This is a genomic window from Paenibacillus polysaccharolyticus (assembly GCF_900102085.1).
GTDB classification, from domain to species: Bacteria; Bacillota; Bacilli; order Paenibacillales; family Paenibacillaceae; genus Paenibacillus; species Paenibacillus polysaccharolyticus.
On sequence record NZ_FMVM01000024.1, the window covers coordinates 33,410 to 49,958 of the forward strand.

At 48.3% G+C, this 16,549-nt stretch carries 13 protein-coding genes; all 13 read right to left on the reverse strand.

What is annotated here, in order from left to right; translation table 11 throughout:
* Positions 1 to 576 precede the first annotated feature (576 nt).
* Positions 577 to 1,761 carry a rhamnogalacturonan acetylesterase gene (locus BLQ13_RS25645; RefSeq protein ID WP_090924586.1) on the reverse strand — a complete coding sequence of 395 codons (1,185 nt, stop codon included), beginning with the start codon at positions 1,759 to 1,761 and terminating at the stop codon, positions 577 to 579.
* Positions 1,762 to 1,952: 191 nt separating this feature from the next.
* Positions 1,953 to 2,792, reverse strand: coding sequence for a carbohydrate ABC transporter permease (locus BLQ13_RS25650; RefSeq protein WP_090924547.1), 840 nt, complete (start codon positions 2,790 to 2,792; stop codon positions 1,953 to 1,955).
* 2 nt (positions 2,793 to 2,794) lie between these two features.
* Entirely contained in the window at positions 2,795 to 3,697 is a 903-nt protein-coding gene (locus tag BLQ13_RS25655; RefSeq protein ID WP_090924548.1) for a carbohydrate ABC transporter permease, read from the reverse strand.
* 139 nt (positions 3,698 to 3,836) lie between these two features.
* The gene (locus tag BLQ13_RS25660) at positions 3,837 to 5,126 is read right to left on the reverse strand and encodes an ABC transporter substrate-binding protein (protein WP_090924549.1); all 1,290 of its coding nucleotides are present in this window, start codon (positions 5,124 to 5,126) and stop codon (positions 3,837 to 3,839) included.
* A gap of 256 nt (positions 5,127 to 5,382) precedes the next feature.
* Positions 5,383 to 6,936 carry a response regulator transcription factor gene (locus tag BLQ13_RS25665; RefSeq protein WP_090924550.1) on the reverse strand — a complete coding sequence of 518 codons (1,554 nt, stop codon included), beginning with the start codon at positions 6,934 to 6,936 and terminating at the stop codon, positions 5,383 to 5,385.
* Positions 6,911 to 8,698, reverse strand: coding sequence for a sensor histidine kinase (locus BLQ13_RS25670; RefSeq protein WP_090924551.1), 1,788 nt, complete (start codon positions 8,696 to 8,698; stop codon positions 6,911 to 6,913). Before BLQ13_RS25670 ends, BLQ13_RS25665 begins: the two co-directional genes overlap by 26 nt.
* A gap of 436 nt (positions 8,699 to 9,134) precedes the next feature.
* Complete coding sequence (locus BLQ13_RS25675) at positions 9,135 to 10,460, reverse strand: SGNH/GDSL hydrolase family protein (protein ID WP_090924552.1); 1,326 nt, start codon at positions 10,458 to 10,460, stop codon at positions 9,135 to 9,137.
* 269 nt (positions 10,461 to 10,729) lie between these two features.
* A complete protein-coding gene (locus BLQ13_RS25680; RefSeq protein WP_244159477.1) occupies positions 10,730 to 11,047 on the reverse strand; it encodes a hypothetical protein in 318 nt (105 codons plus the stop codon).
* A gap of 293 nt (positions 11,048 to 11,340) precedes the next feature.
* Entirely contained in the window at positions 11,341 to 12,204 is an 864-nt protein-coding gene (locus tag BLQ13_RS25685) for an inositol monophosphatase family protein (protein ID WP_244159478.1), read from the reverse strand.
* Positions 12,205 to 12,313: 109 nt separating this feature from the next.
* Entirely contained in the window at positions 12,314 to 13,315 is a 1,002-nt protein-coding gene (gene uvsE, locus BLQ13_RS25690) for a UV DNA damage repair endonuclease UvsE (RefSeq protein ID WP_090924554.1), read from the reverse strand.
* A gap of 193 nt (positions 13,316 to 13,508) precedes the next feature.
* A complete protein-coding gene (locus tag BLQ13_RS25695; RefSeq protein ID WP_090924555.1) occupies positions 13,509 to 13,832 on the reverse strand; it encodes a hypothetical protein in 324 nt (107 codons plus the stop codon).
* A gap of 59 nt (positions 13,833 to 13,891) precedes the next feature.
* Entirely contained in the window at positions 13,892 to 14,992 is a 1,101-nt protein-coding gene (locus tag BLQ13_RS25700) for a D-alanine--D-alanine ligase (RefSeq protein ID WP_090924556.1), read from the reverse strand.
* A 138-nt stretch (positions 14,993 to 15,130) separates the two neighbouring features.
* Positions 15,131 to 16,129, reverse strand: a complete 999-nt coding sequence (locus BLQ13_RS25705; RefSeq protein WP_420848969.1) for an amidase domain-containing protein — start codon at positions 16,127 to 16,129, stop codon at positions 15,131 to 15,133.
* Positions 16,130 to 16,549 lie beyond the last annotated feature (420 nt).

The window sequence follows — 16,549 nt, forward strand, 5'->3', positions numbered from 1 at the left end:
GGGCCGCTGTTGGTCCGGGATTTCTTCTATTCCCCTCCAAGGGGGAAATCCCGTGCCAAACGCGGGCGCTTTGCTCCCTTTTCCCGATTCCGCCCACCTCTCTGCCTTGCTCACCCTCCACTGCTTTTAAAAGGCATGGCCTTCGCTTCGTTGGGCCATTTTTTTGTGCTCGTTGCTTCGCTGAACTCGCATTTCATTTAAACCCCTCGGTGGCTCGCGGGCGGACGCTCGGTGGGCGGATCGGGCTTTGGGCCGCTGTTGGTCCGGGATTTCTTCTATTCCCCCTCCAAGGGGGAAATCCCGTGCCAAACGCGGGCGCTTTGCTCCCTTTTCCCGATTCCGCCCTCCTCTCTGCCTCGCTCACCCTCCACTGCTTTTAAAAGGCATGGCCTTCGCTTCGTTGGGCCATTTTTTTGTGCTCGTTGCTTCGCTGAACTCGCGTTTTATCTTTCAACAGATGCAGTTCAAGTTAACTCTCAGACGCACAGGACTTAAAATCCTGCGGTATCAAATTTCAGCAACTTAAAAATCAGAGCCTCACCAAAACAGTTTGTTCCTTACTCACTACATTTGCTCTTATCTGAGGTACATTTGCAATGGTTGCAAATGCATCTCGCGGATAGCTTCAGCTACCTGCTCTGCCAAGCGGCGTGCGCCTCGCTCCTGAAAATGTGTGTTATCTTCCATCCCGGTTGGGAAGTTGATATATTCGCCAGGCAACACCCACATAAAATCATCTTTGGTTCCTTCTTCACCCGCCTGCTCAAACATCAGGCGGCTGCGTTCGGCCAGATCGATTAGCGGCACTTCTTCATCTGCCGCAAGTTCACGTACGGCAGTGATATAATCGCCGTGTGTATCGGTCAATGTGCCGTCTTTCGCAAAGTATCGGCGATGCACTGGTGTGATCAGCACCGGACGCGCCTCAGCCTCGCGTGCGGCATCAATATATTTTTTCAAATACTGCTTATAAGTGGTAAAAGGATCTGTCCCCCGTTCCGGGTCAGGCTTCTCGTCGTTATGTCCAAATTGAATAAATAGAAAGTCATCGGGCTTTATTTGCTCCCTAATTGCATCCAAGCGGCCTTCATGAATAAAACTACGGGAACTCCGCCCTGAATGTGCATGGTTATCCACGGCAACGTCATGTTTGAACTGTGCAGGCAGTAGTTGTCCCCAGCCGCAATACGGGTATCCGCTCTCTGGCTGATCTGTTACCGTTGAATCGCCCGCGAGAAACACGGTCATCGTTTGATTGGCCAGCGTTATTTCCATTGCATTGATCCGAGGTGCAGGTCCCGAGAAGGTCAGGCGAAGCTTTCCCCCGCGAACAACAACGGCAAACCGCATTTCTGCGCATTGCCCCGCCACCGTGCGAATCGTGGGTAACATCAGCCGACCTTCTCCTGCTTTGACACGCGTGATTGTATCCGCAAGCGGATCTCCGGCAATCAGTAACACCTGATACGTCCCGTCGGGCACATCTACGACAAACGATGCCTTAAGCGGGATGCAAAAGCTGGAACGCAAGCGGGCAGACATTGTTGCCTGCCCTTGCGATGGATAACCCCCATTTGAAGAAGGCGACCCATCTCCCTGCTCTTCAACCCGTTGCTTTTCATACACCAGTGAACCGGATTCAAATCCGAATCCTTGGCTCTCATCGTATATCGTTGTAGACGAAACGGCCACATAGCCATCTGCTTTTCTTACATTCGTATGGATGCCTTCTCTGCAAGCTTCCTTATCGGACTTCCTCATGCTTAAAGTAGATTCCGATACGATTTCTGATCTACGATCAGATTGAGCCGTGATCGGGCCAAAACTAAACTTCCACGAGGATCTCTTTTGTTCTACTTGTTCTACTTTTTCTGCATGTTCTGCGTTTTCCAAGTCTGCAGCATCCACTAATTTTCTCCTCCATGTATTATTGGTTTGATGCGCTCGCCTCGTTACCCCTTCAAACCACTCGTACTCATGCCTTGCACAATCTGCTTCTGGAAGATGAAGAATACAGCCACAACCGGCACCAGACTGACAATCGACATCGCGAACATCGCCCCCCAGTTGGAGGCAGATTCACTATCGAGGAACATTTTGAGCGCCATGGATACGGTGTACTTGTCAGGCGAATTCAGATACAGCACCGGCCCGAGCAAGTCTTCCCATCTCCAGTAAAAGGAGAAGATTGCCGCTGTTGCCAGCGAAGATTTGATCAAAGGCATGATGATCTGAATATACAGCCTGAATTTGTTACAGCCATCAATCGTTGCGGCCTCATCCAGCTCTTTCGGAATCGTGCGAATAAACTGAACCATCAGGAAGATGAAAAACGGCATCCCGAAGAATGTAGGTACAACAATCGGCAGAATCGTGTTCAGCCAGCCCAGCTTGGTAAAGATAATATACTGCGGAACCAGTACGACGTCGTGCGGCAACATCAGCGTAAGCATCATCAGAGAGAACCAGAAGGTACGTCCTTTAAAATTCAGTCTGGCAAAACCAAACGCGATCAGTGACGAGGAAAGCACTGCCCCAATCGTAGAGATGACCACTATGATCAGTGAATTGGTGATGTAGTCCATAAACGGCCTTCCAGCCGTTCCTTTCCAGCCGTCCACATAGTTGGACCAGATCCATTCGGTCGGAAACAGGCTTTCTGCCGTTACAAAGATCGTACGACTCTCCTTGAAAGAACTGAATAACATCCACAGCACCGGGTAGAGCATCAGGAGGGCAAGTGCGGCAACGAATAGGTGATAGATTGGCCATTTTACATTTCTCCACACCATGATTACTTCCCTCCTTCGGATTCATAAAATACCCAGAACTTGGATGTCAGGAACACAGCCGCTGTAAGCACACCAATCATGATCAACATCACCCAAGCCATGGCAGAAGCATAACCCATGTTGTTAAACATAAACGCCTGACGGAACAGATATAACGAGTACAGCATCGTACCATCCATCGGGCCGCCCTCCCCTTTGGAGATGATGTACGCAGGCACAAAGGTCATAAATGCACCGATCGTCTGCATGATCAGATTGAACAGCACGATTGGACTGAGCAAGGGTAGCGTTATGCTGAAAAACTTCCGAACCGGATTCGCGCCATCTACCCCTGCAGCCTCATACATCTCGGGAGAGATGTTTTTGAGTCCTGCCAGGAAGATCAGCATCGATGAACCGAACTGCCATACGGACAGGGAGATCAGCATCACAAGCGCCGCATCCGGGTCACCGAACCAACTGATCGGCCCAATGCCGATGGCGGTCATCGCACTGTTAATGACACCTTCGTTACTGAACAGGTTACGCCACATAATGGATACAGCCACGCTACCGCCGATGATGGAAGGTAGATAGTACAATGTACGATACGTTCCCACCATACGAGAGCCCGTGTTCAGAATCATTGCGACAAAGAGGGCAAAGATCAGCCTTAACGGCACCCCGATGAATACATATAAAAACGTAACCTTAACCGAATTCCAGTATTTCGGATCATCAAAAAACATCTTGGTATAGTTGTCCATCCCGATCCATTTGGGAGAGGTGAACAGGTTATAACTCGTAAACGACATGTAGAGAGAAACGAACATCGGGATGAGCGTAAATCCAAGAAAACCAATAATAAATGGGCTGATAAAAGCATATCCCGTCAAGTTTCTGCGCAATGAAGAATACTGCCTCAAGTGGAACGTACCTCCTTCATGGATCAGCTTGCTACCGTCTTCATGTTGCAGACAGGACGGGGAAAGGCCCTCGCCTTCAGCGAGCAGCCCGGTTCCCGTCCATCCCTGCAAGCGGGACGAGCAAGCCATCATTCAATTGTTATTTGTTGTTGGCAAGCACGGATTCTGCATTTTTGCGGAAGGTCTGTGCTGCCTGTTCGGCTGTAATTTTGCCAAAGTTCAGCTCTTCCACTACATCCGCCAAGGAGGAGATTACCTCAGGTGATCCAACCGGTGGTGGTGGGCTCATTGGAGAAGCTTTCGGCTCCATCGATGCCACGAATTCAAATACCTGTTTCGTTGCATCGCTCAGTTCAGGAGCAATAGCCTCTTTGATTTTTCCGGAGATCGGTACACCGCGCTCCCCTTTGATCAGTTTGTTCGCTTCTTCGTCATTCACCCAGAAGTCAATGAACTTCGCTGCTTCTTCCTTCACCTTGGAGTTGGACGTTACACCCCAGTACATACTTGGTTGCATATAAAGTCCTTTTTCCATATCCGGTCCCGGCATTGGTGCAAAGGCAAGCGGACGGTTAGCTACCTGTTGCAGAGCGACAAACTGGTTCGACCATTGCCATACACCGATGCCTTTTTCCTTGACCAGATCCGACTCTTCAATGATGCCTTTCGTCTGGTTAGCCACATCCGGTGATGGCGCTGCCTTCTGCTCGATCATGCGTTGCATTAATCCGAAGAACTCTACGAACAGAGCATCGTCATCATATCCAAGCCCGGTTCCTTCCGGGTTGTAGAGCGATTTGCCTTTGGTACGCAGGAAATAGTGGAAGAAGATATCCGGAGCTACGCCACCATCCAGATACAGTCCCTTCTCTGCTGCTTGTTTACCAAGCGCTTCGTAAGATTCCCATGTCAGATTTTCAGGCATGGCATCTACGCCAGCTTTCTTGAGCAACGCAGGATCATATTGGAACCCTAGTACGTTAACCCCGGCAGGTACACCATATTGCTTGCCGTTAATTACACCTGTGCTGATGACATTCTCAGCCACATCATCCACCTTGATCTGATTGCCCAGATACGGTGCGAGATCTTCAAGCTGACCGTTCTGTGCATATTGGCTGATATAGGAAATATCCATCTGAATAATGTCAGGCAGCTGGTTGGCTGCGGCTTGCGGGGCGAGCTTTTTCCAGTAGTCGTCAAAAGAAGCATATTCCACATCAATTTTGACGTTTGGATTTTTCGTTTTATATAGGTCGATGACCTTCTGTGTATATTCATGCCGTGTATCCGAGCCCCACCATGCGATACGAAGATTTACCGAATCACCCTTGCTCCCGGACCCCTGTTCGCTGCCTCCACCTGAGCTACACGCTGCTGTAAACACAAGTAACGCAGCCATCATCAGGAATATTGCCTTTTTCACCATGCCAATCTCCCCTTTTTATGCTGATATGGTATTGTGAACGGGTTATCTCCATCTTGTTAATGATATTCTGATAACGCTTTCACAAACTTGATATTGTCATTTTCGCAAAAGTACGATCCAAGTTGAATACACAAAACCGTCTTGTTGGTTCAAAAAACAGAGGAGGACATCCCTGACGCTCCAAGCGCCGGTTATCCTCCTCTTGAGATATGGTATGACCTCGTATTATCATAGCTTTGCCATTTCTAATCCCCTGTTAGATGCCGAATCTGCGGTATTCCGTAGGCGTCATGCCGGTCCATTTTTTGAATACCTGACTGAAATATTGCGAGTTACCTCCAAAACCGAACAATTCGGCCAGCTCAAACACCTTCACATCCCCGCCTCTACGGATATGTTCACACGCCCGTTCGATGCGAAGACGATTAACGTAATTGGAGAAATTTTCGCCGGTGACTTTTTTGAAAATTTTGCCGAGATAGTCTGGATTCATATATAACATTTGATGTGCTACTCCGCTCAGGGAAAGGTCAGCCTCACCATAGTGACGGTCCACGATGTCCATCATTTTCTCCACTGCCGATGATTGACGACTGATGTAATTTTTATAATAACCAGCAGTTAAACGGGTAGCACTGTCTGCTACAAATGTATTTAAATCAGCTAGCGTATCCATATGCGTCAGTTCCGCCATCCGCTGCGTGAAATCTGTTGCCTCCTCTGGCGGGCAGACTTGAATCATGGCAGAGTATAACTGCACCACATAAGCACGTGTCACCTCAATATCCAGCTTTTGGTCTGCCAGTTGCTCGAACAGACGATGTACCTCGGACGCAGCCTCCTCCGTATTCCCCGATTTAATTAACTGGCACAGTTGCTCGGCATCCTGCTCCACATTCACACCGTCACACTCCCCTGCCAGCACCACATCATTCTTGGTTATAAGTTTGCCCTCTCCAATGAAAAAGCGATGATTCAAGTACTGCATCACCTCGCGGAACAACCGCCGGGACTGAGTCATATGATCCGCTTCGCTGAGCGCAGCCGTCAGCTCTAATCTGTACAGACGGGTAAACGTCTGGCGAACCGCTTCAATCCGCTCCTGCAACATATGCACATCTGCTGGTTCTGCTAGTACAATCAAGAGCTTGCCTTCAATCGTTGTGCTTAACAGTACACCCGGAAGCAGGTCAGCCGCTATATTTTTAATCGCAAATAAATGGCTGTAATCAAGCTCATCCACAATCCGAAGCAACAGTAAACGGACGCTATTCTGTTGAAGCTCCATATTAAACAGATCCTGATAATACGCCAAATCCACAGGTCCATACGTACGATTGGTCATGAACTCCAGCAGAAACTGTTCCTTCACATGGGGAAGTACTCGCTGCAGACGCTGCTTGATCTCTCCTGCAACATGTTCTTTCACCTGCGCATCCTGACGCTCCTGCAAGAGCTCAACCAGGGCATCATGAATCTGATTCTCGTTACAGGGTTTCAGCAGATAGTGCTTAACCCCATATTGCATCGCCTTGCGAGCATATTCAAACTCCTTGTAGCCGGACAACATAATAAATCGTACCGCGGGATATGCCTCGGACGCCTTCTCGATCAGCCCCAGTCCATCCAAACCCGGCATGGAAATGTCAGTAATGATGATATCGGGTTTGACGCTTTCGATTTTGCCCAGTGCTTCCACTCCATTTCTGGCCGTATCTACAAGCTCTGTCCCAGCAGCTGCCCAGTCAACCACCTGAGATATCCCCTCCAGTATGACACGTTCATCATCTACGAGCATCACTTTGTACATCGTCATCGTCCTCTCTGATCCAAGGTATGCTGATCGATACTACAGTTCCTGATCCAGGCTTGCTATTTATGCTCATGGTGCCTTCATCGCCAAAGGTCAACCTTAGACGTTCCTGAATATTCGTAAGCCCTATGCCCTGTCCTCTGGTCTGAATCTGACCTTCCTGTAAACGTTCCATAAATTCGGAGGTCATGCCCGGCCCGTTATCCTCCACCTCGATCCGAATATGCTCCCCTTCTGCTCTGGCACGGATTCGAATCTGGCAAGGTTCGATGCTTGGTTCAAGTGCATAGTGAATGGCATTCTCTACAAGCGGCTGTAATGTTAACTTGGGAATTCGAGCTGTTCCGACCTCAGGCGCAATATGCATGTCAAAATCAAGTCTTTCCTCGAACCGGGTACGCTGAATAGTAACGTAGCTACGCACGATGTCCAGCTCCCGTTCTAGCGTGATCCACTTCTCGGACATATTGACCGAGCTACGTAGCAGGAAGCCAAGCGCTTCGACCATCTCGGAGATTTGATGCTGTTTCTGCACTTTGGCAAGCCAGTTAATGGATTCAAGCGTGTTATATAAAAAGTGCGGGTTGATCTGCGCTTGAAGCGCTTTCAACTCTGTTTCACGAATGACGAGTTGCTTCGCATAATTCTCATCAATCAGCTCTCGAATCCGCTGTAACATCATCTTGAACGTTCGATGTAACAGTCCGACTTCATTTTGCGGAGATACGGGAATGTTGCCAAGGGCTGCTTCCTCAAGTTTATCCAGATCCCCTTTTTCAATATTACGCATTTTCTTGATTAATTGAGCAATCGGATGGGTGATGCTGCGAGAGAATTTAGCTCCAATCACAAGGGCCACCAGAAAGATCATAATAAAAATGACCATGACTAACTGTTTGACAAATTGAATCTGTTTGAACATCTGATCAAATGGCGTGGTATATAAATAATTCCAGCTGGTATAGGATGAATGGGCTCTTGCAACAAAATATTTGCCCTGCTCCAACGTGGCAATTCCGTAAGGTTGAGTCCGCTTCATTTCTTCCGCAATTTCGGATTTGCTTACGGTCGATTCGGTTGGGTAGATGACTTCCGTCCCATCAACGATCAGCAACTGTGAGTCCTCTGCCGGTTCCTGCATCTGATCCTGTACGATACGATCCAGCCGTACACGGATAATCAGGGTCCCCAGCTTTTCCAGCGTAAATGATCCACCTGTAAAGGACTTCACCTGTCTGACCGACAGCAACCTCGCCTGTTGATCTCCACTTGCCAGCCATACGTTGGAACCGGCATACTGCTCACCGAGCGAAATCAGTTCCTGTTGCTTCGTCCCTGAGATGCCTTCGCGATTACCTGCCGCCATGACATTGTTATCATTGTCGATAAAGATCATGGAGTACACATATTTCTCGGAACCAGCGTAGGCAACGAGTCGGTTTGTAATCTTTTTACGAAGACTATTCCGCTCATATCCGGTCTCCGCCTTCTCCAGTTGCAATAGATACTGTTGCAGCGGCTCATCCGACATTACTTTGAAGGACAGATTGGATAACTCGCGTAGCTTGTTCTCGATGCCAACCGAAGACATATTCAGTACTTGCGATGACTTCTCGTAGATCTGACGGTCATAAATATTCAACACGTACTGCATGACAGATACGTAGAAAGCAAAGCTGATCAGCATTAAAAATCCAATCAGCAACATCGTTTTGTGGTGAATGGGTAGTGTGGTGAAAGCGTTTTTAAATTTACTCACTCGGAGCTCTCCTTTGCTTGGCGAAGGGTTGCTGGATTAGAGGGATACCGGCCTACGATGAAGCTGATAAGGGTCTGAATTGGATTGCATATGCAGTTTACTTGTAAGTTATTTTCATATTTACACATCCATGGTCGGATGACAAGTCATATTTATACAACATTTTGGGTCATCTGAGAAGGTATACAATCATCAAGATAGCTGACTATAACACTTTTTAGTGGAACTTGTTTATCTGCGTGGCAACGTTGGTTAGCGTGTGAGTGAATTATAATGCTAGGAGAGTTGCGTTACTCAGGAGAGCAATGTTAGGTATAGCACAAAAACAAAAAAATGGCGAGTCAGGAACAAGTCCCTCCTCGCCACTAATGATATCTTTGGAATAAAGGTCACTCCTTACGAGTTCACCTTATCACTTTTAACCCTATTAAAAACTTTATGGATTTACAAATACCGTTTTGAGCTTCGCGATATACTGCACATCAAAGCCCAGACCTTCGGCTACCATAGCCACAGGTACATACGTTTTGGCTTCTTTGCCTACTTTGTTCAGGAAGGCCGGAGTGTCCACTGCAACGGATGCGCCGTTCACTTTCACGGCATTCGCTCCGATCTTCACAGCTACTGTGCGGTCACCGTAGGTAATGGTTGCCGTTGACGTTTTGTTATCCCAAACGGTTTTGGCACCCACCGCATTTACGATATCCTGGATCGCGACGAAGTTTTTGCCGTTACGAATAACCGGTTTATATGGTGTGTTCAACATCTTGCCACTCACGATGATGTTCATCGGCTGGCCTGCATCTGGCGCGGTCAGTTTCGTGTAGTCGCCCCAGATTGTTTTCGCAAACTCTTCAGCAATAGCAGCATATCCAAGCTGATTCGGGTGGAAATCACGATTTTTGATCATATGTGTCATCGTGCCTTCACCGCCCACAAAATCTTTGGCTACATGAGCTACTTTCACATCAGCACCCTTAGCTGTGAACTGAGCAGCAATGCCATCAATCGTTTGTGTGAATCCCTGGGAAGCCTGCATCAGCTTGGTATACAGCTCTTTGCCGGCTACTTCCGGCATCGGCTGATACTGGTCAGCAATAACAATCCGGGCAGATGGATTAATCTCATGAATATCATTAATAATAGTAGTAACATTGGTTGTATACGTTGATAGCAGCTCTTTCACTTTCTCTTGCAGCTCTTGGTCGCTCATCATAGTCGCTGTACCAAGGAGCTCCGAAACATCATTGCCGCCAATCGTCATCGCAACGAGATTAGCCTGTGCAATGCTTTCACGGATCGCAGCCGTATTAGCTCCGATCTGTCCTGCTCTTGGATCAGGCAGACTCGGTTGAATGGCTTCAGAAGTCAGCGTCTTGCCTTCCTTAATCGCATCGGTGAAGTTCTTCAAACCGCTCGTTTTAAGTCCAGCGATGCCGAAGTTATCTACTTGTGTGCGCCCATGGAGCAAGCCTTGTTCTTGCAAACGCTCAACGTAACCGTAAGGCAACGTAGTCATTTTTGGCTCATATCCTACGGTAATAGAATCACCCAATGTGACGATCCGGAACTCTTTGGTTACCGCAGTAGCATCTTTCTTGGTTGCCGTAAGCGATGCTTCATTTGAAGCCACAGGTAATACGCCCGTTTTGGCATCGGCAGCATGTGCCGGTAATGTGGACGGCGTAAGTAGCAGCATACCTGCCAGCATGCTGGCACTCAGCCCTGCGGCGGTGTTTTTCCAAATACGTTTACGCTTCATTCTTGTGAACACTCCTTTAGTTAAATCCAGCATTTACACGATTATATAGTACACCATTCATTCCGATGACATATGCTTGTGTACCTCTATTCTATCACTTCAAATATAGCTTTGTCCTCTTGCCTAAATGTGCGCGCAAAATAATAGACTTCCCTATGCCGGGAAGTCTATTATTGTTAGAATCCGTCTCTATCGTATGAGAGCAATCCTATTGAGAATGTATATCCTTATGATGGTATGTCCATTAATGATCATATGTTTCCTGTATGTTACGCTTCGCTATCCGATACTGAATTTCTAACTTGCTCTCGATCTGCACGCTGACCTGACTTCAGTCCGCCGTCCGCCTTCGATTTCAGTCCGGCAGCACGATCCAAATACCGGTCATATCGATCATCCAGTTCACGAGCCATCGTACGAAACTTTAACGTTTCCTCCACAATCGGATCTCGTTCTGTCTGAATACGCACCTCGTACTTCGGAGGAATGAGCTGACGTTCTTGCTCTTCAGCATCACCGGACGCTTCCATATCTCCTTCCGTCAGCATGTCGCTAAGCCGTCGTTCCAGTTCTTTGGATTCATCCATCGTTATTCGCTCCTTTGATATAATAGTATATAAGTTAAACTAAAGATTTTACACAGTCCACTCCGATGACAGAATAACCTTGAGGGTAGCTGTTATATCCCCAGATTTTTTGAATTCCCTTTTCCAAAGGGGATAATCCGGTGATAAGCGTATGCTTCCGATGCAACTTTCTTGCAGAAAGCTTTTAGGCGAACGCTTCGCTTTTCCAGGTTTTTTCTGTCCCCTTCGTTAACGTGTAAAAGAATAGTTCAAATTATATAAGTAACTTATACCAAACCAAAGCTGCCTTCAGATTACTCCAGTCCGGTAGCCTTAGCTTCTTTAAGTACATCCGTCAACGCCTCATGAATCTTGCCATTGCTGGCAACGATGTGGTTCACAGCAAGCGTATATGGTGTTCCGATCGTATCCGTCACCTTACCACCGGATTCCGCAACGAGTAGCGCACCTGCGGCAATGTCCCACGGCTTGAGCCCCACTTCCGTATAAGCACTCAGGCGCCCAGCAGCAACATAAGCCAGATGAATGGCAGCAGAACCACCTGCACGCAGATTGCGCACCTGCGGAGCAAGGGCCTGAACAGCGGCCATATTCAGTGGCAACGCAAACGTTGTATCCGCCGGGAAGCCTACCGCCACGAGGCTCTGCGTTAGTGTTTCCTCACCCGATACTGTCATCCGGTTTCCGTGCACATAGGCTCCTTTTCCCTTTTCCGCAACAAATAATTCGTCACGGGAAGGATCGTAGATGACACCCACAATTACTTCGCCCTTATGTGCAAGCGCAATGGAAACTGAATAGAATGGGAATCCGTGCACAAAGTTCGTCGTTCCATCCACCGGATCAACAATCCAGAGGTACTCTTCCTCTGCTGCCTCTTTCAGCGCTCTTGCTGAAGCTTCCGGCCCCGGTTCAACTCCCTCTTCCCCCAGAATGGCGTGGTCTGGAAAATGGGTCAGAATCAGGCGCCGAATCATCTGCTCTGCCCCTTTATCCACTTCGGTCACCAGATCTTGAGGAGAATACTTCGTTCCGAGTTCACTTACCGTACCCAGACGGCTCTTGATCCACTCGCCCGCTTTGGACGCAGCATTAATGGCAACGGCAGTATAGCTTTTGCTTGTCACGACATAAGGTACCTTTTCCTTTTCACTCAAAGCGTTCACTCTACTTTCTATATCAATCTACGAAAAAGTTAAAAATACTTGTTAGAAGTATACGTCTGAGCATTCGTAAAGTTTCTTGCTGTCCAAGCCCCTTTTGGCTTCACGGATGAATTCGTACCGTGGACTCGTCCACCCATTCAACACCTTCATCCTGATAAAAGGCCAGTTTCTGCATCAGCTGCACCAGGGCTTCATCCTTGCGCTTCGCCTCAATCATGACATCAAGGGCCGGTGTATCCGCTGCAATATGGCGCAGAAAATCAAGTATGGGCTCAACTTCCACTCCATCCGCATGACCACGAGGGTCCTTTTCGCTCTTCGGGCTGGATACATGGATTTTGGGGACTAATGGCTGGTTTGGAGGTGCATCGGCCTGGGCAAGCGGTGATTGCCAGGTCTTTAAAATATCCGGCCACAGCTCCCATGGCTGCTCGCCTTCGTTATTCACCCACTGGTGATGAATATCCAGCACCATCGGTAACCCAATGTTCTGACATACCGCGAGTGTCTCAGGTGAATTGAACGTTTTATCATCATTTTCAAGCGTCAGTCGCTCCTGAATATCCCGATCCAGCTTCAGGAAATTTTCTTCAAAACGCCGTGCAGCTGAAGGCTTGTCCCCGTATGCACCACCAATATGAATATTATTCTTCGCTGTCGCATTGAGGCCCATGGCATCCAGCATTCGGACATGATGACGAAGATCCTTCATCGAGTTACGCAACACCTCTTCGCGAGGGGTGCTTAGTACGGTAAAATGATCTGGATGAAAGGATACGCGCATCTGATTTTCCTTCACGAAGTCGCCAATGGCTTCGAAATCCGGTTTCAGTGCCGGAAACGGGTCCCAGTCACTCAAATCTTCATGGGTAGCCAGTGGAATTAATTTCGAAGAAAAGCGATATACATGAATATGACTTCCTTTATTGTGCCGGAGCAAACGTAAGGTATTGTGCAGGTTCTCGGCTGCAATGCGTTCCAGCTTGCGAATCGCCGCTTCCCTGTCGCCGATTTTATTAAAACTAGCCATTGTCATCGTCTTGGAAGGCGAAGCATTCTCCACCAGCACCGACATCGCCACGTAACCGAAACGTACAAGCATGAATTTCTTCCTCTCTGTTTAGGACGGACAGACTTGCACGACTGAAGACAGCCGCGAAGCTAAGCCGACATGGTATATAACCAAGTTTTACCCTAAACAGGGGAGCGTAATCCCGTGATTGCAAATCCGGCCGATCGCTCTCTTACAGGAGATAAACCCTATAAGGCTCTATGATTGTACCCAACGGTAGACTCTAACCCTCAGCCTGTTCCCCAAAGAACATCTCATCGGCAAGCGCCGTCTGGATGCGTGATTCTTCCTCGGTCAGCTTGCGAATAAGCTGCATCTCTACTTCCGTTACTTCTTGGTTCTGAAAATTGATTTCCGCAATGGAAGCCACAATTTTCACAATAGCCACCGCTACATTGTCCGGAGTGTAAGCAATGACCTTCTGCCCGGTAGGAAATACCCGAAAGCCTTGTTTGACCATTTTGCCGCGGCCGTATTCCAGCAGTTCAAATAACTCTTGTTCGCTCTTGAATTTACATACGGAATTAAACTCTGTCTGAAATCCCATGCACATTCCTCCCAATCTCCTGATAGTGGAAATCTAGCTTGGATAGCGGATCGTCCAGGCTATGCCTGAACGCCGTTTTCGTAATTCAGTGCCTGTTTGCGGTTATACCGCTCCAGTCCCAGTTCGATCATGCGATCCAGCAATTCAGCATATGACACACCTGTCTCGCGCCACAAGAGCGGGTACATGCTGTACGGGGTGAAGCCAGGCATCGTGTTCACTTCGTTAATCAGCAGCGCTCCATCCGACTTGCGAATGAAGAAATCTGCGCGAGAGATACCGTTACCCTCAATGGCACGGAACGCCTGCAAAGCCGCTTCACGAATGCGATCTGCTGCCTCAGGGTCGAGCGGTGCAGGAATCAGCATCTGGGACTGGCCATCGATGTATTTGGCTGCATAATCGTAATACTCACCAGAGGATACAATCTCGCCTGGAACCGAAGCCATCGGTTCATCATTTCCGAGCACACTAACTTCAACCTCACGTGCTTCCACAAATTCCTCAATGACTACTTTGGTATCATACCGGAGTGCAAACTCAATCGCTGTTTTCAGTTCATCGCGGTTACGCGCTTTGGAAATGCCTACACTAGAGCCAAGGTTAGCCGGTTTGATGAAACACGGGTAACCCAGCTGGTCTTCGACCTGTACGATCATTTCGTGTTCCGTCTGTTTCCATTGTGTCGCGTTAAAATACGTGAAGGCACACTGGTCAATCCCGGCTTGAGCGAACAGTTTTTTCATAACTACTTTGTCCATGCCGCCTGCCGAAGCTAGCACCCCTGCGCCAACATACGGCATATCCGCCATCTCGAACATACCCTGGATCGTGCCATCTTCACCAAACGTGCCGTGAAGCAACGGGAACATAATGTCCAGTGCCTCCGCTCCACCGTACAATCGTGCGAATAATGCGTTCAGTGCGTCCTGTGTGCCGCCCGCAAAGTTTTCCAGTTTAAGATCTTCAATACGTGCAAAAGGTTCATTCATCACGGCTCCTTTTTTCCATGTCCCCTGCTTGGAGATATAAAAAGGAACCAGTTCATACTTCTCGTAATCAAATGCATTTGTTACAGCAAACGCCGTTTGCAGCGATACCTCGTGCTCACCTGATTTTCCGCCATATACGACGCCTACTTTTAATTTATCCATACTCATGCGTAACCTCCGATTATATCTGTACGTGATGCTATCTGCGCAGCCGTTACAGGCTATTGTCCTGCTGCTTCCGGTCTCTGTTCTTATTTTACACGGAACGGGCTGTCTGCGTCACCGAATCTCGCAAATCTTTCCCTGTTAAAATTCGTCCGCGATATGAAAAAGTCGATATACCGTCCGCTCCGTCCAGGCATAGGAATCCCGGTAATCCCAGTAACGATGGCGACTGCTCACCGTATGTGCGTTCACCAGCGGCATTCCCCCCGCGTCAAAAGCGGTAACAACCGTGCTGTGCTGGAACCTTCCATCGCCGTCCCAATCATAGAAAATGACATCTCCGAGCATAAGCTGCTCAGGACGATCCACCTCGGTGGCCGTCAGCCCCCAGCTGCTACCCGATAGATATCTTGCCAGACTGTTGGACACAGCCCAGCTATAACTCCACATTTCCGCGCCGTTCACATACCCTTTATACCACCAGCCCGCTTCTCTTCTACCAGTATAGTGGATGGGTGCTTCCCCTGCAAAGAGACACTGGGACACATAATTCGTGCAGTCCACATCGAATTCTTCATACGCCGGATTACCCGCATTCCACCATCGATCTGCGTAGGCCACAGCCAGATCCCGACGATATATATGCCTTTTGGCACTTCTGCCTTGACCCAATACTTCCCGATTCAGAAGCGGTCGATTCACCGCCTGTACAAAATCAGCTTGTTGATACGGCCGTCCTTCCCCCGCTGGACGGCGCTCCGGCACTTCTCGTTCCACACGCGCTATACTCCAATGGCCATTTTCGCGCAAAAAGGTTAATCGCTCCCGTTCGATCCGATCTTCCCGGTGAGTGATGCCACTCTTCTCATAGAACAACCTGCTGTACAGTTGCACTTCCACCACCGCTTCTTCAGATCCATCAATGAGTGTACGCACAAGCTTGGCGCTGGTCTCGCTGCGAAGAGGTACGGCGCGCCGTTTGCGATACCATTCATCCAGCCTTGCCATGCGTTCTCCCCGTTCCACCACAAATTCGGGATCGGTTACGATCCGTTCACTCGTCTGTGGACGGTAATCGATCTCACAGCGATTGTACTGGTTGACGTACGTATATAAGGCACTCTTCCATTCGCGTTCCAAGCTTGTGTCCCCCTTTGGCATGAGTTCAGTCTGGATCACCTGTGGATGCACTTCATTTATATAAATTGAACTAAAGCATGTTTACACGGAGCACTCCGATGACAGAATAACCTTACAATCGCTGTTATCCCCAGATTTTTTAGATTCCCTTTTTCAAGGTAAAAATCCGGTGATAAAGGCGACCGCTTCGCTTTTCCAGGTTTTTTCTGTCCTCTCCGTTACTGTGTAATTGAAGCAGTTCAAATTAAATAAATTCAATGTTTTACATCTAAGTTTGGATAAATGCAATTCGCTAATCCTATGAATACTCTCCTTACTGCTCAATCGATACAGTAAACTCCTATTATTCATATGAAAGGAACCTCGGTTGTATGTGCACAGCTCAAATAACGCAGCTAAATCTGTGACCTGAAAAGATCA

Excerpts from the sequence above, each read along its gene's own strand:
- uvsE (WP_090924554.1), bottom strand. The coding sequence starts at position 13,315 with ATGCTTGTACGTTTCGGTTACGTGGCGATGTCGGTGCTGGTGGAGAAT.
- BLQ13_RS25700 (WP_090924556.1), bottom strand. The coding sequence starts at position 14,992 with ATGAGTATGGATAAATTAAAAGTAGGCGTCGTATATGGCGGAAAATCA.
- BLQ13_RS25695 (WP_090924555.1), bottom strand. The coding sequence starts at position 13,832 with ATGGGATTTCAGACAGAGTTTAATTCCGTATGTAAATTCAAGAGCGAA.
- BLQ13_RS25660 (WP_090924549.1), bottom strand. The coding sequence starts at position 5,126 with ATGGTGAAAAAGGCAATATTCCTGATGATGGCTGCGTTACTTGTGTTT.
- BLQ13_RS25650 (WP_090924547.1), bottom strand. The coding sequence starts at position 2,792 with ATGGTGTGGAGAAATGTAAAATGGCCAATCTATCACCTATTCGTTGCC.
- BLQ13_RS25680 (WP_244159477.1), bottom strand. The coding sequence starts at position 11,047 with ATGGATGAATCCAAAGAACTGGAACGACGGCTTAGCGACATGCTGACG.
- BLQ13_RS25645 (WP_090924586.1), bottom strand. The coding sequence starts at position 1,761 with ATGAGGAAGTCCGATAAGGAAGCTTGCAGAGAAGGCATCCATACGAAT.
- BLQ13_RS25665 (WP_090924550.1), bottom strand. The coding sequence starts at position 6,936 with ATGTACAAAGTGATGCTCGTAGATGATGAACGTGTCATACTGGAGGGG.
- BLQ13_RS25675 (WP_090924552.1), bottom strand. The coding sequence starts at position 10,460 with ATGAAGCGTAAACGTATTTGGAAAAACACCGCCGCAGGGCTGAGTGCC.